Annotated in this window: 18 protein-coding genes and 1 pseudogene; 15 read left to right on the top strand and 4 right to left on the bottom strand. The window is 40.6% G+C overall.

What is annotated here, in order from left to right; translation table 11 throughout:
* Positions 1-2: 2 nt before the first annotated feature.
* The 14 genes and pseudogenes from aroK to EGS47_RS05930 all read left to right on the top strand — a co-directional run bounded on the left by aroK (position 3) and on the right by EGS47_RS05930 (position 15,669).
* Entirely contained in the window at positions 3-545 is a 543-nt protein-coding gene (gene aroK / locus EGS47_RS06000) for a shikimate kinase AroK (RefSeq protein ID WP_125269335.1), read from the top strand.
* A 32-nt stretch (positions 546-577) separates the two neighbouring features.
* On the top strand, positions 578-1,660 hold the full coding sequence (gene aroB, locus EGS47_RS05995) for a 3-dehydroquinate synthase (protein ID WP_125269334.1): 1,083 nt from the start codon (positions 578-580) through the stop codon (positions 1,658-1,660).
* Positions 1,661-1,673: 13 nt separating this feature from the next.
* Positions 1,674-2,534 (top strand): hypothetical protein, encoded by an 861-nt coding sequence (locus tag EGS47_RS05990; protein ID WP_125269333.1) that lies wholly within the window; start codon positions 1,674-1,676, stop codon positions 2,532-2,534.
* A 442-nt stretch (positions 2,535-2,976) separates the two neighbouring features.
* Positions 2,977-7,458: a glutamate synthase large subunit gene (gene gltB / locus EGS47_RS05985; RefSeq protein WP_125269332.1), complete on the top strand. Its 4,482-nt coding sequence runs from the start codon at positions 2,977-2,979 to the stop codon at positions 7,456-7,458.
* A 69-nt stretch (positions 7,459-7,527) separates the two neighbouring features.
* A complete protein-coding gene (locus tag EGS47_RS05980; RefSeq protein WP_125269331.1) occupies positions 7,528-8,949 on the top strand; it encodes an FAD-dependent oxidoreductase in 1,422 nt (473 codons plus the stop codon).
* 243 nt (positions 8,950-9,192) lie between these two features.
* Positions 9,193-9,531, top strand: a complete 339-nt coding sequence (locus EGS47_RS05970) for an SDR family NAD(P)-dependent oxidoreductase (RefSeq protein WP_081402788.1) — start codon at positions 9,193-9,195, stop codon at positions 9,529-9,531.
* Between the two features lie 172 nt (positions 9,532-9,703).
* Positions 9,704-10,594 carry a metal-dependent hydrolase gene (locus tag EGS47_RS05965; RefSeq protein ID WP_104794737.1) on the top strand — a complete coding sequence of 297 codons (891 nt, stop codon included), beginning with the start codon at positions 9,704-9,706 and terminating at the stop codon, positions 10,592-10,594.
* Positions 10,595-10,742: 148 nt separating this feature from the next.
* Positions 10,743-11,333 (top strand): LemA family protein, encoded by a 591-nt coding sequence (locus EGS47_RS05960; RefSeq protein ID WP_004991738.1) that lies wholly within the window; start codon positions 10,743-10,745, stop codon positions 11,331-11,333.
* Positions 11,334-11,359: 26 nt separating this feature from the next.
* The gene (locus tag EGS47_RS05955; protein ID WP_125269330.1) at positions 11,360-12,454 is read left to right on the top strand and encodes a TPM domain-containing protein; all 1,095 of its coding nucleotides are present in this window, start codon (positions 11,360-11,362) and stop codon (positions 12,452-12,454) included.
* The gene (locus tag EGS47_RS05950) at positions 12,448-13,008 is read left to right on the top strand and encodes a TPM domain-containing protein (protein WP_125269329.1); all 561 of its coding nucleotides are present in this window, start codon (positions 12,448-12,450) and stop codon (positions 13,006-13,008) included. The genes EGS47_RS05955 and EGS47_RS05950 overlap by 7 nt, the downstream gene beginning before the upstream one ends.
* Before the next feature lie 55 nt (positions 13,009-13,063).
* Positions 13,064-13,291 (top strand): type II toxin-antitoxin system VapB family antitoxin, encoded by a 228-nt coding sequence (vapB, locus tag EGS47_RS05945; protein ID WP_151829326.1) that lies wholly within the window; start codon positions 13,064-13,066, stop codon positions 13,289-13,291.
* Positions 13,292-13,690, top strand: coding sequence for a type II toxin-antitoxin system tRNA(fMet)-specific endonuclease VapC (gene vapC / locus EGS47_RS05940; RefSeq protein WP_125269328.1), 399 nt, complete (start codon positions 13,292-13,294; stop codon positions 13,688-13,690).
* Between the two features lie 445 nt (positions 13,691-14,135).
* Positions 14,136-14,672, top strand: a pseudogene (locus tag EGS47_RS05935) (hypothetical protein).
* A gap of 370 nt (positions 14,673-15,042) precedes the next feature.
* Positions 15,043-15,669: a hypothetical protein gene (locus tag EGS47_RS05930; protein WP_016651439.1), complete on the top strand. Its 627-nt coding sequence runs from the start codon at positions 15,043-15,045 to the stop codon at positions 15,667-15,669.
* Positions 15,670-15,743: 74 nt separating this feature from the next.
* Here EGS47_RS05930 and EGS47_RS05925 read toward each other — a convergent pair whose 3' ends face one another.
* Both EGS47_RS05925 and EGS47_RS05920 read right to left on the bottom strand, forming a co-directional pair.
* Entirely contained in the window at positions 15,744-16,364 is a 621-nt protein-coding gene (locus EGS47_RS05925; protein ID WP_016651440.1) for an HAD family hydrolase, read from the bottom strand.
* 105 nt (positions 16,365-16,469) lie between these two features.
* Entirely contained in the window at positions 16,470-16,736 is a 267-nt protein-coding gene (locus EGS47_RS05920; RefSeq protein ID WP_004281168.1) for a hypothetical protein, read from the bottom strand.
* Between the two features lie 161 nt (positions 16,737-16,897).
* Between EGS47_RS05920 and EGS47_RS05915 the strand changes: the two genes are divergently transcribed.
* Positions 16,898-17,107 (top strand): helix-turn-helix domain-containing protein, encoded by a 210-nt coding sequence (locus EGS47_RS05915; protein WP_081402433.1) that lies wholly within the window; start codon positions 16,898-16,900, stop codon positions 17,105-17,107.
* A 70-nt stretch (positions 17,108-17,177) separates the two neighbouring features.
* On the opposite strand, the gene EGS47_RS05910 is transcribed toward EGS47_RS05915, so the two are convergent.
* Together EGS47_RS05910 and EGS47_RS05905 are read right to left on the bottom strand one after the other, a co-directional pair.
* Entirely contained in the window at positions 17,178-17,603 is a 426-nt protein-coding gene (locus EGS47_RS05910; protein ID WP_016651442.1) for a hypothetical protein, read from the bottom strand.
* Positions 17,604-17,618: 15 nt separating this feature from the next.
* The gene (locus EGS47_RS05905) at positions 17,619-18,002 is read right to left on the bottom strand and encodes a helix-turn-helix domain-containing protein (protein ID WP_016651443.1); all 384 of its coding nucleotides are present in this window, start codon (positions 18,000-18,002) and stop codon (positions 17,619-17,621) included.
* Positions 18,003-18,283 lie beyond the last annotated feature (281 nt).

Genomic DNA, 18,283 nt, shown 5'->3' with positions numbered 1-18,283 from the left:
CCTTGCTAGGCAAAGAGTTTAGAGCTCTACCAAATATCTATTTGGTGGGGCCAATGGGAGCAGGAAAAACAACAGTAGGACGGCACTTGGCTGAGCTTTTGGGGCGCGAGTTTCTGGATAGTGATCATGAAATTGAGCGTAAAACTGGTGCCAGTATTCCGTGGATATTTGAAAAAGAAGGTGAGATTGGTTTTCGCTCGCGGGAAAAAATAGTCATTAATGAGTTAACCCAACGTAGACAATTGGTTGTGGCTACAGGTGGTGGTGCGGTGACTCAAGCCGAAAACCGCGCTTATTTGAAAAACCGAGGTATTGTGATCTATCTTTATACGCCTGTAGAATTACAATTACAGCGTACCTATCGGGATAAAAATCGACCATTATTGCAGGTTGAAAACCCAGAGCAAAAACTCAAAGATCTACTTCAAATTCGTGATCCTCTGTATCGTGAAGTTGCACATTATGTGATAGAAACACATCAAGGTGCTGCACGAGAATTGGCACAGCATATTTTACGTGTGATTTTGGCAGCAGAATCTCACTAGGCTATTTATTTTATTATTGGCATTAAAGTTTCATGCAAACACTTCATGTAGAACTCGGTGATCGTCGTTATCCTATTTTTATTGGTAGTCAGTTAGACCCAAAAACATTGTTGGCACCCTATATCAAAGGTCAGCAAGTGATGATCGTGACCAATACCACATTGGAACAACTGTATTTGTCCCATTATGTCCATGATTTAGAGTCTTTGGGTAAAAAAGTGGCGACCTGTGTGCTGCCTGATGGTGAAAAATATAAAAATCTTGAAAATTTAAACCTTATTTTCGATGCATTGTTAGAAGCGGGTTTCAATCGTGATTGTACTGTCTTGGCATTGGGAGGCGGCGTGATTGGCGATATGGCAGGTTTTGCATCAGCCTGTTTCCAGCGAGGTGTTTATTTTATTCAGGTGCCAACTACTTTGCTTTCTCAAGTAGATTCTAGCGTCGGTGGAAAGACAGGGATTAATCATCCCTTAGGCAAAAATATGCTTGGCGCATTTAAACAGCCTGAGGTCGTCATGGCGGATATGGCACAGTTGCGTACTTTGCCAGCACGTGAGTTGTCTGCTGGGCTGGCCGAGGTGATTAAATATGCATTGCTGGGTGACCTTGAGTTTTTAGCTTGGTTAGAACAGCATATGGATGGCTTGCTTGCAGGTGATGAAAGTCTATTGGCTCAAGCGGTTTATCGTTCTTGTGCGCATAAGGCTAAAATTGTGGCGAACGATGAAAAAGAGCAGGGTGAGCGCGCGCTTTTAAATCTGGGACATACGTTTGGTCACGCGATTGAATCTTATTTGGGTTATGGTAAATGGCTACATGGTGAAGCTGTAGCAACGGGAATGGTCATGGCGGCTGATTTGTCACAGCGCATGGGTTGGATTTCCGCTGAAGATTTACAGCGTACAAAAAATATCATTCAACGTGCAAAATTGCCGATATCATGTCCGAAAATTCCATTGGATGAGTTTTTGTCTTATATGGCACACGACAAAAAAGTTCTGAATGGACATTTGAGATTGGTACTGTTACAACAACTGGGTCAGGCTGTCATTACCAAAGAATTTGATGTTGAGAAAATGAAACAGGTTATTTTGGACAATCAGTCAGAGTGAGATTGGGTGTAGCATGACGGTATCACGTACACTGTGGCAAAATATTCAGCACTATAGTTGGTTAGTGCTTGGTCTTTTGTGTTTATTGCTGGCCTTGATCTTCTGGGCAATCACCAGTTCAGATAAAGTGGTACAAGTCGAAAAACAAGATATTGTTGAAACACAGTCTCAGATTCAGCCACAGAAAGTGACCGCGACGACCAATTTGGGGACTTTGTCTGATGAAGTCAGACCCTTAGATTTAACTATGCGTGTAATTACCGCAGGAAATCATGAGGCAGAGTTTCGTGGTACTAAGTTTATGCAGGAAAATCAGCGGAACTGGACCATTGAGTTATTTCGTTCGTCTAATGAAAATATTATTAAAAACTATTTAAAGAGTCAGTCTGACCGTAAAAATTTCATTTACTTTCGTTTAAGTGGTGAAAATCAGGAAGAACAATACGTTCTAGCCTATGGGGTATTTAATCGTGAAGCGGATGCAACGCATCAATTATCGCAATTAAATTTGAAATTCCCTGCTTCAGTACACCCGAAGGCAGTGTCTTTGGCTAATTATTTACCGTTGATTAATGATTTGGGTTCTGAAGAAATTAAGGGCAGCGCAGGGCAACTTTATAGCGTTAATCTAAGAAACGCACCGATACCTGTCGCCCCTGTATCACCAACTCCCTCCGTTGAATCTGCACCTGCTGCTCCAACGACCTCAACAACAGTCACTCAGCGTGATCAAGACGGAAATGTGGTCGGTGTGCAGCGCCAATCAAATAATGTTTCCTCTCCAAATCCAAGTAGTACTGCACCTAATACGCCTAATGTGGAAAATCGTCCTTCGCGGAACAATGAACGCGAAATAAGTGATCCATTTAATTAATACATGCACAAAAATAGTGCGTGTATTGATCTCAAATATTATTTTGCACAATGTTGGTTCAAAATTTAAGTTTATTTTAAGGCGTTACAAAAATATAAAATTAATTATCTTTTATAATTAAATCACTTAGTTATTTCTAATTGGTGTTGGCATTATTTTTGCATTATCGATGCGCTAATTGATCACTTTGTCCCTATTTTGGAGCTTAATCTTTTAATTAGTATGCGAAATCGTCGTTTTAAACTGCTATAAAACAGTGCGAAATAACTCAACACGTTTTTGCCAAGAAAGTTGCTGTCTGCTTGCCACAAAGGGCGTATAGTCAGATAGTAATGCAAAAATGGATTGTAAAACATTTAGCTTTACGTGAGTAATAGACAACGTCGCGAAGTAAATTGATCGTTTTATGCTCGAAAGAGCCATGTTGAAAGAAGGGTACGCTATGCACTTGCCATCGCCTCATACTGTAGCTCCCGCTCAAGGTTTATATCAACCAGATGAGTTTAAAGATAACTGCGGTTTTGGTTTGATTGCCCAGATGAAGGGCCAACCAAGTCACCACCTTGTTCAAACCGCAATTCACAGTTTAAGTTGCATGACGCATCGTGGTGGTATTGCCGCTGATGGTAAAACAGGGGATGGGTGCGGTCTATTACTGGCTATGCCAAAAGCTTTTTTCCGTGATGAAGCGAAAAAGCTCAGTGATATCACATTGAGTGAGATTTTTGCTGCGGGTACCGTTTTTCTTAATGTAGATCCTGCATTGGCGCAGCACGCAAAAAATACCCTGAACAAGGAAATTGAAGCAGAAGGCTTAAAAGTTTTGGCTTGGCGTGTTGTGCCAACCAATAACGATGTATTGGGTGAAATTGCACTCCAGTCTTTACCTGTCTTTGAACAAATTATTGTAAACTGTCCAATGGGCGTGACTGAGGTTGAATTTAACCGTAAGTTATTTTTGGCACGTCGCCGCGCAGAACAAAAATTACAAAACGATAGCTCATTCTACGTAACGACTTTGTCTTCAAATGTGATCAGCTATAAAGGTTTGATGATGCCAGCAGCAATTGCTGACTTCTATACAGATCTAGCGGATGAACGTCTGACTTCACATATCGTGGTGTTCCATCAACGTTTCTCAACCAATACATTACCTCGTTGGCCGTTAGCGCAGCCGTTTCGTTATTTGGCGCACAATGGTGAAATCAACACCATTACCGCTAACCGTAACTGGGCATTAGCGCGTACACCGAAATTTGAAAACCCATTATTACCAGGTTTAACTGAGCTTAATCCAATTGTAAACCGTACTGGATCAGACTCTTCAAGCTTAGACAATATGCTTGAAATTCTGGTTGGCGGTGGCATGGATTTATTCCGTGGCTTACGTATGCTGGTTCCACCTGCATGGCAAAACGTTGAAACTCTAGATGCAGACTTACGTGCCTTTTATGAGTTTAACTCTAAACACATGGAAGCATGGGATGGACCAGCGGGTCTGGTGATCCAAGATGGTCGTCATGCGATTTGTATGCTGGATCGGAATGGTTTACGTCCTGCGCGCTGGGTGATTACCAAAAATGATTATATTACCCTTGCTTCTGAAATTGGGGTGTGGGATTACCAACCTGAAGATGTTGTCTCTAAAGGTCGTGTCGGGCCAGGTCAAATTCTGGTGGTCGATACCTTTACAGGTAAATTACTCGACACCAATGATGTCAGCACACATCTGAAAAAAATGCGTCCATATCGTGAGTGGTTGCGTGAACACGCGTTGCGCTTACAGGCAGACCCTGAGCTTGAAGAAAAACTATCTGAGCAGGGATTGGCTGGCGATGAGTTAAAGACGGCTCAGAAAATGTTTATGGTGACGTTTGAAGAACGTGACCAGATGCTACGTCCGATTGCTGAAAGTGGTCAGGAAGCTGTCGGCTCAATGGGTGATGATACGCCAATGGCGGTTTTATCGCGTCAAGTTCGCCATGTTTCTGATTATTTCCGTCAACAATTTGCACAGGTGACCAATCCGCCGATCGATCCATTACGTGAATCGATTGTGATGTCACTTGAAACCTGTTTAGGTCGTGAACAGAATGTCTTCGAGCAAGGGCCAGAACATGCAGATCGCTTGATTATCTCAAGCCCTGTACTTTCAAATTCGAAAATGCATCAATTACGCAATTTAAACCGCACAGGTTATGAGATTGCAGAAATTGATCTGAATTATCGTGAAGAAGAAGGCTTACAAGCTGCGGTCAATCGTATTTGTGAGGAATCTGCACAGGCAGTTCGTGATGGTCAAACGTTATTGATCCTTTCTGATAAAAATTTGCGTCAAGGATATCTACCTGCAAATGCGGCTTTGGCAACAGGCGCAGTACACCATTATTTGATTCAGACGGGTTTGCGTACCGACGCCAACATTATTGTTGAAACGGGTGTTGCACGTGATGCGCATCAATTTGCCGTGTTGCTTGGTTTTGGTGCAACGGCAGTTTATCCATACCTTGCTTATGATGTGATCAATGATTTAATCGCAAAAGGTGAGTTACTTGGTGATCCCGTACATGCCCAAGCCAACTTCCGCAAAGGTATTGATAAAGGTCTATTGAAAGTTCTCTCTAAAATGGGGATTTCAACAGTCGCGTCTTATCGTGGTGGACAGCTTTTTGAAGCAGTGGGTTTATCATCAGAAGTGGTGGATAAATGCTTCCTCGGTGTACCAAGCCGTATTCAGGGTGCAACTTTTGTTGATCTTGAAAATGATCAGAAAAAACTCGCAGATTTGGCGTGGAAAACACGTAAGCCAATTGATCAGGGTGGTTTGCTGAAGTTTGTATTCGGTAAGGAATACCATGCTTTTAACCCAGATGTGATCAATGCATTACACAAGGCGGTACGTTCTGGTAATTACGCTGACTTTAAAGAATATGCGGAACTGGTCAATAGCCGCCCAATCGCGACCATTCGTGATTTATTCAAGCTCAAAACCACCAATTCAATTCCTGTTGAGCAGGTTGAATCGGTTGAGGCAATTTTGCCACGATTTGACTCAGCGGGGATGTCATTAGGAGCATTGTCACCAGAAGCGCATGAAGCGATTGCGATTGCCATGAACACCATTGGCGGTCGTTCGAATTCAGGTGAGGGTGGTGAAGATCCTGCGCGTTACGGCACGATTCGTAACTCGAAAATTAAACAGATCGCATCGGGTCGTTTTGGGGTAACTCCTGCTTATCTGACTTCTGCGGAAGTCTTACAGATCAAAGTCGCTCAAGGCGCAAAACCGGGTGAAGGTGGTCAGCTTCCGGGTGGTAAAGTCAATAGCTTAATTGCACGTTTGCGTTATTCAGTTCCGGGCGTTACCTTGATTTCTCCGCCGCCACACCATGATATTTATTCGATTGAAGATTTATCACAATTGATTTTTGACTTGAAGCAAGTCAATCCTCAGGCGATGGTTTCAGTCAAGCTAGTCTCTGAACCGGGTGTAGGTACGATTGCCGCAGGTGTTGCCAAAGCGTATGCCGACTTCATTACCATTTCTGGTTATGACGGTGGTACAGCGGCTTCTCCACTTTCATCCATTCATCATGCGGGTTCACCGTGGGAGCTTGGTCTGTCTGAAGCGCATCAAGCACTACGTGTAAATGACCTACGTGGTAAAGTTCGTGTACAAACAGATGGTGGTTTAAAAACTGGTCTGGATGTCGTAAAAGCCGCTATTTTGGGTGCTGAAAGCTTTGGTTTTGGTTCTACGCCAATGATCGCATTAGGCTGTAAATACTTGCGTATTTGCCACTTGAACAACTGTGCGACGGGTGTTGCAACACAACAAGACAAACTCCGTCAGGATCACTATATTGGTGAACCTGAAATGCTTATCAATTTCTTCCATTTCATTGCTGAAGAAACCCGTGAGTGGTTGGCTGCATTAGGTGTTGCTTCCCTGAAAGACTTGATTGGTCGTGTGGATTTACTTGAAGTATTGCCGGGTGAAACTGATAAACACGCACATCTTGATTTGACACCATTGTTGCAGTCACATCCTGCGGCAAATGGTAAGGCGCAGTATTGTGAAGTTCAGGGCAATGAGCCATTTGATAAAGGCTTGCTGGCTGAGCGTATGGTGGAAGAAATGCTTCCTGCCATTGAAGCGGGTACAGGTGGTGAGTTTAATTTTGAAGTCGGCAACTGTGATCGTTCAATTGGCGCACGTGTTTCTGGTGAGATTGCGCGTCGTTATGGCAATCTGGACATGGAATCACATCCAGTCATCATGAACTTAAAAGGTACAGCAGGTCAGTCACTGGGTGTGTGGAATGCAGGTGGTTTGCATATCAAACTTGAAGGTGATGCCAACGATTACGTTGGTAAAGGGATGGCAGGTGGTCGAGTGTCGATCTTCCCACCAAAAGGTTCACCATTCCAGACCCAACATACTGCGATTATTGGTAATACCTGTATGTACGGTGCAACAGGCGGTAAGTTATTTGCAGCAGGTACGGCGGGTGAGCGTTTTGCCGTGCGTAACTCTGGCGCGTTTGCCGTGATTGAAGGTGCAGGCGATCACTGTTGTGAATATATGACAGGCGGGATTGTGACTGTGCTCGGTAAAGTCGGTCATAACTTCGGTGCGGGTATGACAGGTGGTTTTGCTTATGTACTCGATCTGGATAATGACTTTGTTGATTATTACAACCATGAGTTGATTGACCTGACTCGTATCTCGACGGAGTCGATGGAAGAGCATCAACAATTCCTGCTTCGTATTCTGGATGAACACATTAAAGAAACAGGTAGTGCTTGGGCGTATAAGATCCGCAATGAGTTTGATTTTTACAGTCGGAAGTTCTGGCTTGTAAAACCAAAAGCTGCTAATTTGCTCACGCTTTTGAAAGCAACTCAAGCTGATCCTCAATAATTCCACTACTGCATATACATAGGCAGGTGCAGGTAACAGCGAACTCTGCACCTACCCACGGAGAGAGACATGGCAGAACGCCTCAATAATGACTTTCAGTTTCTGGATGTAGCACGCCAAGATCCAGAGAAAAAAGATATTACTGTCCGCAAAGCAGAATTTGTGGAAATTTATAAGCCTTTTACTGCTGATGTTGCAGCGAATCAGACACATCGTTGTCTGGCTTGTGGTAACCCGTATTGTGAATGGAAATGCCCAGTGCATAACTACATTCCAAACTGGTTAAAACTGATTGCTGAGGGTCAGATTTTCCAAGCGGCAGAACTTTGCCATCAAACCAATACCTTGCCAGAAGTCTGTGGTCGTGTTTGTCCACAAGACCGTTTATGTGAAGGGGCATGTACCCTGAATGACGGTTTTGGTGCAGTGACGATTGGTAATGCTGAAAAATATATCAATGATACTGCTTTTGCACTGGGCTGGCGTCCAGATATGTCGCATGTCAAATGGACAGATAAAAAAGTGGCGATTATTGGTGCTGGCCCTGCGGGTCTAGGTTGTGCTGATATTCTAGCGCGTAGTGGCGTAAAACCGGTGATTTTTGACAAACGTCCTGAAATTGGAGGTTTGCTCACATTCGGTATTCCAGAATTTAAAATGGAAAAAGACGTCATGAAACGCCGCCGTGAAATCTTCACGGGTATGGGGATGGAATTCCGTTTAAATACTGAAATTGGTACAGATGTTACGATTGAACAACTGCTACAAGAATATGACGCAGTGTTTATGGGAATGGGAACCTATACCTATATGAAAGGTGGTTTCCCCGGTGAGGATCTGGACGGTGTCTACGATGCACTGGATTTCCTGATTGCAAATGTCAATCGTTGTCAGGGTTGGGAAAAAGATGCTGGCGAATTCATCAGTGTCGAAGGTAAAAAAGTGATTGTACTGGGCGGTGGTGATACCGCGATGGACTGTAACCGTACCTCGATTCGTCAGGGTGCTGAACAGGTGACCTGTGCCTATCGTCGTGATGAAGCCAACATGCCGGGTTCACGTCGTGAAGTGAATAATGCGCGTGAAGAAGGGGTGAACTTCCTATTTAACCGTCAACCGATCGAAGTTGTTGGTGAAAATGGCAAAGTGACTGGTGTTAAAGTTGTGACCACTCAATTGGGCGAGCCTGATAGTCGTGGTCGACGTAGTCCTGAGCCAATTCCGGGTTCTGAAGAAGTTTTGGCAGCCGATGCAGTTTTACTGGCATTCGGTTTTCGCCCAAGTCCAGCAGACTGGTTCACTGGTGCGAACATCGGCTTGGATGGTTCAGGTCGTGTGATTGCGCCTGAACAACAACAGTATAAATTCCAGACCTCTAACCCGAAAATTTTTGCGGGTGGTGATATGGTACGTGGTTCTGACCTAGTGGTGACAGCCATCTGGGAAGGTCGCCAAGCAGCAGAAGGTATTTTGGATTATCTTGATGTTTAAAATCTAGAGATTCAAAAGCGATGTGAAGCCCGCAGTGATGCGGGCTTTTTATACTGCGCCAAAAGGTAAAAGCTGAAGAAAATGATCGAGTAAAATAGACGAGCTACGTTTATTCCAAATACAGTGTGTTTCAGAAAGAATGTCATTATTTTCAATTTCAATAAATCGCACATAATCCTTTTTAACGACTGCATCGATTTGGGCACGAGCGCAATCCCTAAATCCAATTCTACGAACTCCACGATGGTGAGCCAGTTCCGAACCTCATGCATAGCCTATGCTTCCAGTAAAGCCGCTTTGATTGGGCTGACTCGGGTTGCAGCTTTGGAATTGGGTGCTTATGGTATTACTGTAAATGCGATTGGGCCTGGTCCTATTGAAACAGAGCTGTTTAAGCAAGCCAATTCAAAGGGTGCTCCAGAAACGGAACAGATTTTAAAGAATGTGCCAGTACAACGTTTCGGACAGCCTGAAGATATTGCTCATGCTTGTGATTTTTTTCTCAGTGAAAAATCAGGATTTATTACGGGACAAATTTTATATGTCTGTGGGGGCATGACCGTAGGCCTAAATCCGATTTAAATTGTTTAAATATAGTTCATTTAAAACGCAACGATAAAGTGCTTTCAAATAGAATCAAACGGATTTATTGGTCAAAATGAGCACTTTGGCAAATGGCTGAGTTTTTATGCAATATACAAATGTATAGAAATTTCTAATACTGATTTCTCCGTTGTATTGTTGAGGAATTCCCATGAGCTTAGCTCAAGTGACGAAACAAAAATCATATCTAAATCGTCCGAAAGCGCTTGGTATTACCGTACGTCGTCTACAATTTCACCCTGAAAAAATTAAACGACATTACTTTGCCAATTCACCTGTCATGTCACATATGCTCACGGCCTTGTCTTCGACCTTTCCGATTGGTGAACAATTTTTTGTACATAGCGTACGTAATGTTCGGGATAAAGTAACTGATCCAACATTGCAGGCGCAGATTGCGGCTTTTATTGGGCAAGAAGCCATGCACTCCAAAGCGCATAGTGAATTTAATGATGCATGGCGACGTGATCACTATAATCTGGATCGTTTTCAGGCATGGTTAGCGCGAAAAAATATTCATGTCCGCAGCTTACATCCTAAAATTCAGTTGGCCATTACCTGTGCCTTTGAACATTTTACCGCATTATTAGGCGGCTATATTTTGCGTCATCCTGAAGTGCTGAGTACGCTCGATGAAGATGCGATCAAACTTTGGGTCTGGCATGCGATTGAAGAAATCGAACATCGCGCAGTCGCTTTTGAGGTGTATCAGGCAGTGTACGGCGATGACCGTGTTCGTCGTTTGTTGATGCGTAGCGTCACGACAGGCTTTGCGAGCCTAACGCTGTATTCAACTACGCGTTTATTTTGGCAAGATAAATGGCGTAGTTTACCTAAAATTGGAGGCAATCTATTTGGCTTGTATTTGTTAGCTAAGATGCTCATTCAATTATTACCTGAATATTTGTCCTATTACAAAGCGGACTTTCATCCAGCGGAACAGGACTATAGTCAGATTGTGAAATACTGGAAAGAGAAAATGGCAACTGAATATCACATGCAAAGCTTTCAGGAAGAAGTCGTGCCAAAGCTCTATAGTTAAATTAATTGACTACAACGGTAAGTTTCACAAAAACGGATGCAATGTCCGTTTTTTGATGATGTAAAGAAAAGAAACAAACATCACTTTCAATCCTCGCTAAAATGCATTTATGTAAAAAAATTCCAAGAAATACTAAGAGGATATCATCATGAATCTTTTAAAAAAGACTGCGGTTGCAACTTTACTTGCGAGTACTTTAGCTTTTTCTGGCTGTGGTTATAACACTTTACAGGCCAAAGATGAGGCGGTGACTGCTTCATGGTCAGAAGTGCAAAACCAATATCAACGCCGTTCAGACTTGGTGCCTAATCTGGTCAATGTGGTCAAAGGTTATGCAACGCATGAAGAAAAAGTATTAACTGAGGTCACTCAGGCACGCTCGAATGTCGCAGGACTAAAGGTTGATCAAAGCGTACTTGAAAATCCAGAACTATTTAAAAAATATCAGGAAGCGCAAAGCCAATTAACGGGTTCATTATCACGCTTGATCGCAGTCTCTGAAAATTATCCTGACCTGAAAGCCAATGAGCAATTCCGTGATTTACAAGTACAACTTGAAGGAACGGAAAACCGGATTGCGGTGGCGCGTAACCGTTACATTACAACAGTTCAGGACTACAACACCTATGTACGTCAGTTCCCACAAGTCATGACCGCCAAAGTGATTGGTATGCATGAAAAACCAAACTTTAGCGCAGAAGCTGGCGCAGAAAAAGCACCAACGGTTTCATTTAACTAAACCTGATTAGATAAAAAGGTGCTGTGATGATCAAAACTGTCATGTTGGAGATGCAAAATCGCTGGAAAAAAGCGGTTCTGATGTTGCTGTGTTGTTTCGGTCTTTTGCTTTCGACCACGGTCTGGAGCGAAGTCGCCACTGCACAGGATTCGGATGATGCTGATACCATCATTGCAGGCAAGATCATTCAACAGCAGCAAAACCCGCAGCAACAAAAGTCAGCAACATCAACATCGCAAAGCTCGACTACGGTTCAACAGCCTGAAATTGCCAATGATATGGAGGATGGTGAATCGATTCGAGGTTTGCCAAGTATGAATGAGCCTGTGATTGATCAGGCAAACTTGCTCACGGCAGAACAAAAACAGGCGATTTCACAGCAAATATTAAAGCTTTATCAGGAAAATAAAGCGCAAATTGGCATTGTGATCGTGCCGACCACAGGGCAGGAAGATATTTTTGACTTTGCCATGCGCGTTGGTGAGAGCTGGCAATTAGGTTCAGCCAAACGAGATAATGGTTTACTCATGGCGATTGCAGTGAATGATCGCCGTATTCAAATCTTGACTGGATATGGTCTGGAAGGCGTGATTCCTGATATTGTGGCAAGTCGGATTATTCGCAATCAAATCACACCTTACTTTAAACAAGGACAATACGCACAAGGCATACAAGCAGGCTTAAACGAAATTGAGCGTGTATTGAACCTTGACCCTGAAATTGCTCAACAGGCTGCGGCTGACTTAAAAGAACGTCAGGCGCAGGCCATGCATGAACAAGAAGCACGTTCACATATGCTGGTCTATTCTCTGATCATTATCGTCGTTGGGGTATTTGCATCATTTATAGTAGGAAATCGCGTGAGTGCGGCAACTGCTGGTGTGGCGGGTATCGTGGCTGGACTGGTCAGTGGTGTTGGTTTAGTGACCAGTATATTGGCGGGTTTTGGTATTTTCTTTTTATTGATTACTTCCCTTGCACAATTGATCTTACAAATCTTTGCTTCTGGCGGAGGTGGTCGTGGAGGCGGAGGTTACGGCGGTGGAGGCTTTGGTGGTGGAGGCGGCTATAGTGGCGGCGGTGGTAGCTTTGGTGGCGGGGGAGCATCGGGATCATGGTAACGAAAACAGATACAACACAAATCATCACTCAGCCGAAATTGGATGAAAAAGCACAACCGAGTTTAAAGCGTTGGTTTAAACATGCATTTTATTTTTCAGCCAGTAAACGCTTGTTTTCAAAACAGGATCAACTCGAGATCACAAATGCCGTTAAACAGGCAGAACATGGTCATATTGGTGAGATACAGGTGGTGATTGAAGGGCATATTCCTTGTTCTCAGGCGTATTATCAAGATACTCGCCGCCGTGCTGAACAGCTTTTTGCCGAGCTTGGCGTATGGGATACGAAATACAATAGCGGAATATTGTTATATCTCAATTTGTGTGAACGGCAGGTCGAAATCGTAATTGATCGGGGTATTTGTGCTTTGACGCATGAAGCTGAATGGCAAATGATTTGTCAGCATATGGTGACTGAACTTAAAGCAAAAAGTTACCGACAAGCGGTGGTTACAGGCGTATCCGAAATCGGGGAAATTTTAGATCAATTTTATGATAAACAAATCACAGATAAAGATGATGAGCTCGATAATTCACCGATTATTTTAAATTGAACCTCTTGATCTTTTTGCTATATACTTGGTGTATATCGCAAAGGAGGCAGATACCATGATTACCTCTATTTTTATGAATAATCGCACTCAAGCTGTGCGTTTGCCGAGTGTTTACCGTTTCTCTGAATCTACGCAGAAAGTTTTTGTTCGTATGATCGGGGTGGAGCGAGTGATTAGTCCAGTTGAGCAGGCTTGGGATAGTTTTTTTGACAATCCAGAATTGCAGCTTTCTGATGATTTCGAGCGTGGTGAACAGCTTGTTGTAGAAAGAGAAATATTCTAGATGTTGAAATATATGCTCGATACCAACATTGTGATTTATACCATGAAGCAAAGACCTGTCACGGTTAAAGCGAAGTTTAATGCAGTTGCTACTCAGCTTTGCATCAGTAGTATCAGCGTGGCAGAACTGGTTTTTGGTGCAGAAAATAGTCAAAATCCTGCACAGAATATGAAGGTGATTGAAGACTTTCTATCTCGGTTACAAATTCTGGATTATGGAATCGAGTCTGCGATCCAATATGGAAGTATCAAGGCACATTTAAGAAAAATTGGAACGCCGATTGGTGAAAATGATTTACACATAGCAGCGCATGCAAGAAGCAAAGGCTTAATATTAGTGACGAATAACACCAAAGAATTTGAAAGAGTGCCTGCTTTGCAATTAGAGAATTGGGTATAAACTTACTTTAAAAATTACCGACAAGCGGTGGTTACAGGCGTATTGGAAATTGGGGAAATTTTAGATCAATTTTATGATAAACAGATCACAGATCATGATGATGAGCTAGATAATTCACCAATTATTTTGAATTAACGAGAGATATCTGAAATGCTGTAAAGTGACACTATTTGTCACTTTTTTCTTATTTGGATACTTAAAAAAACATAAGTAAAAAAAACTTTTTATAAACTACTGTTTTTTCTTTTGAAATGATTATAATCAGAGTTGGCATATTTTATGCTCATATAAATTAGCTTACAAAGCTTTATAAAAAATACACAATTCGTGGAGAATGTTATGAACGCACAAAAAGGTTTTACCTTAATTGATACTCCATAAGTGTCCATATAAAATGAACAATCCATAAGTAAGTCAATATGGACATAAAAATAATAAATTTGATATGAATAATCAATATTATCTTTTTCTACTTTTTTCGATCTCTGTTTTTACTCATGCTCAAGAACTAGACTTAATTCAATATTCAGATATTTCATCAATTCCTCAAATTGTTTTGCATCCAAAAATCCAAACAGAACTTCAAACATTGTGAGAGCATGATTATCTAAAATTTCAATCTAATTTCGATAATTACTCAGCGCCCTATTTACTAAAAACAGATGAGGCTCTGTATTATGAAGGTCGGTCTGGAAGCAGTTTAGATGCTTCATCAGCGATTGTGTTTAAAGATGGGCGATTGTTTGCTGCAATTTATTTTGCCAAAACCAAGACGTTAAAATACTTTAGCAATGATGCAAGTTGCTCAAAACAGTTACATCCTGCGATTCAAGTCTTTGCTCAGCAGCGTGAAATTCAAAGTATTGAGTATGTGACAGCAAGAGTGGAAAGCGCTTTAAAATATCATCTTGGTTTAGCTGCTCAATGTGAGGCTTATATAGAAAAACTAAAGAAAGGAAACTCAAGCTTTTTGAACATCTAAACCAAGATTAAAAATCTATAATTGCTCAATGGAAAGGTACGTGAGTCGTATAAAATAAACGGGGAATATTTTTCCTTCAATAAGCTCAGGAAACTGTTGGCTGAGACTTCGGCGTGAGCTTAGTCGGACGCTTGTCGAAGCCATTGTGTGACAATATACTCCTATGGACTAACTTATACTGAACTTGCACAAATTATGTTATGTAACGTATGTAAAAAGTTGAAATTGTTAAAAAATAGGATAACTAAAAATGCAACCGACTGAATTAAAATAATTACCAGACTGGTTATTAGAACAGTTACCCCAAATAACTGAACCAGCAATTTTATCACTGCGAGATACGAAACTTGTCGTCACTTACCCTGATCGTATGGAAGCAATTCACGAAAGCTTAAAAGACGTACAACACCAGATCCATCATGTCAAACCTACAGATTTACAGATTCTACCAGAGGTTTATCAATATTTTGGTGAGGATAAAGAGAATGGTTGCCTATTTTTTAAAACCTCTGAGCATCTTTCTAGTAGTTTGTTTTCCTACACCGATCAAAATAAATTTGAGCATTTACAATCTGCTTTACAGACTGCCTTTGAAAATGAGCAAGCATATCTCGCAAATCCAACGGACTTTTTAACTGCCTATCATTTTATTGATACACACCCAGCTTTTTGGACGGTTATTGGCGATGTACCATCATGGCACTGGAATACATGGGGGCATTGCCAAAATGTTTATCACGGTGCATATAATGATGAAGATGATGGGAAATTAGTGATTTATTTAGAGACTGGCTCACATCTCAATAAAGTAGAAGATAGTGGTAAATTATACCAAGAGCATTATCATGATTATCGTTTAGATGTTTGGGCAGATACGTTTGAACAGGCGTTTATCAAGTTGGCGGCAATGGTGTATAAGTTTTTTGACCATCAAGGTGTTGAGCGTCCAGATGTGCCACATATAAAACCAGCATGGGTTCTGGAGCTTGATGAATGAATTGCAGAATTTAAAAAAATGGAAAGATGAGGAGAGCTGTGAGTATTCACTATTAGGGGGACGTCCACGAGTTGTTAAAGTATGTCGTTTAAAACATCTGCCAGCTTTTGACCATTCTTACGATCAATTAAACGTGCTGACATACCAAATTCATTTGGACCACTGTAATCAGCTAAAAGTGTATCTCCAATAAACAAAATGTCTTTGGCATGACATTGTAATTTATCAATTAAATATTGATAAATTTGTGACTCTGGTTTAATTGCTCCAACCCCATAACTCCAAGCATAAGCATCAAGAGAAGGTAAAAATGAAGAAACAACTTTTCCATATGGCATAGCTAAATTTGAGCATAATGCTAATCTGAATCCCAATTTTTTTAATTCTTCCAAAGTTGATAAGGTATCTTCATACAGTCTAATAGAGCGTAACTCTTCATCTAAATCATGCTCAAGTTCTTGCAGAAATTGGTCTGGAATATTTACTGCTAATCGCTTTGCAAGCTCTGCCAAATTTAAATTGTGGGACATAATAAATTTGGCATCATCAGGTTTTGGTTGTCGCCCATTTTCTTTTAGCCATTTCATTAATTTTCTATATGGGGAACGTCTTTCCCCTATCTTCACAAGTGTGCCAAATACGTCAAAAACAATGACTGAAGGCTCAATATGGCCTGCTTTTATAAATGATTCCATATTTTGACAACCAATTAAATTGAATTTTACTTTTTGTTGAGATTACCATAAGAGGGATTGCTATAAAAAATTAAGGGAGATATTTGATATCTCCCTTTGATTATTTTATTCACTGAAATTTGCAAACATAATTTTAGGGAAATTTTTCATAAAGTGGCGTCTAACATGATTGAAGTCACTCAGATCATGTTGATTTTTTTCAAAATAATTCACCCAGGCTAAAGTCGCATCTTGGTCATTTAAGTTGGGGTTAACATTCAGAAACAAAGCTAAATCAAATGTACGGTCAATATTAAACTCTTTGATTAGTGCAACAGCAGTTGAACGAACTTCCTCTGAAACAGAGAATTTTGGAGAAAAGTAGTTATTCATAGCTGAACTTCCTTAAAAAACTATATAATGAAATTTAGAACGGCTAATTTGTTTTTTAATAAAACAATATAACCTGCTGTAGGTTAAATTAGCATGTAGAGAGTTATTTATCAAGTTGAATTAACCTGCTGTAGGTTAATTTTTTTAATTTAAAGGTTGTTATGATTAGATGTAGGTTGTCAAATTTGATGGGTGAGCGAAAAATTTTAAAGCTAAGTGAGGTAGCTCAAGCGACTGGTATCAATCGTAATACGCTAACAAGCCTTTACTATGATCGTGCAGTACGAATTGAACTTTCAGTCGCTGATACCTTATGTAAATATTTTAATTGTAATATGCAAGATTTATTTGAATACAGCGAAGGCTCGTAAAGCAGGGAACTAAGTGGTTCATAATTTATTTTTAAATTTAAAAATAATCTAGAATCAGCAAAGTTTTATGTTAGTGATAGCTTAAATTTTGATTGATATATTTTTTTGCTAAAAATCTAGCATAAACTCTAACTGGACAAAAAATTAAAAGACATAAAATTAATGTTGACATTAATGGGATCAAAGGCTCCATTAAATTATGTTTCTGAAACATAATACCCGCAAAATTTGGTAAACGTCCCATAATGAAATAGAATCCACCGATTACTAAGGTAGAGATTACCCAACAAATTGCGATAGAATGTTTTTGATAGCGAAAAAATGTCTGTTTACGGAATGATGAGATACATTGATTACAATAAGGAAATCTCTGATAGTCTTCATAAGAAAGCATCCCATCACCATTTTTACATGGTAATGAGTGATTAATTGTTAAATTGCCACCACATACATTGCCTGTATTTGAATGACCGACAGAAACAGAATTATTTGTCATAAGAATCCTAGCTATTTATTTAAGAGTTATATCTCTTCCTGCAACATTCCCAGTATTTGAGTCACCGACCGTAACAATATTACCCTTAGGTGGTTCTGGAGTATTTTGAGTTAATAACCCCGCCAAGATATGTCTTTGTACAGTTTCTGGTGCTTGCCGAAATAATTCAATCAGCATTTTTTCTTGTGTTGTCACACTTAAAGACTCTCTTTTTCCTGTTAAAACGTAATTAATATCAAAGCCTAATTCCGTAAGTTTAGCAAGATACTCTGCATCTGGAGAGCGTTTGCCATTTTCATAATTAGACTGTGTAGGAATTGCTACACCAACAAATTCAGCTACATCTTTTGCTTTTAAATTCAACCTATTACGTTCTTCTGTTAAAAAAATCTTATTCACTTGAATAAATCCTGTTGATTTAAGTTAATCGAACGATTAATATTAATTTGTTAGCGATACTTACATAGTGTAACACGCTCGAGATAATCATGAACTAACACGCAAGGGTAAACGATATGAAAGGAAAGCCATTCTTGGTTCGGCTACCGAATCCTGAAATTCGTGAGGCTTATCAACGATATTGTTCAGATCATTTAAGAAGTCTTGATGCACAGTCTTCAGTACTGATTATGAGAGAACTTAAAATCCAAGGCTATTTGAATGATTTGTCAAGTATAAAT

It is taken from the genome of Acinetobacter sp. FDAARGOS_515 (assembly GCF_003938865.1).
Lineage (GTDB): Bacteria > Pseudomonadota > Gammaproteobacteria > Pseudomonadales > Moraxellaceae > Acinetobacter > Acinetobacter ursingii.
Note: the sequence above shows the minus strand (reverse complement) of the source record. Positions and strands in the feature narration are given on the sequence as shown.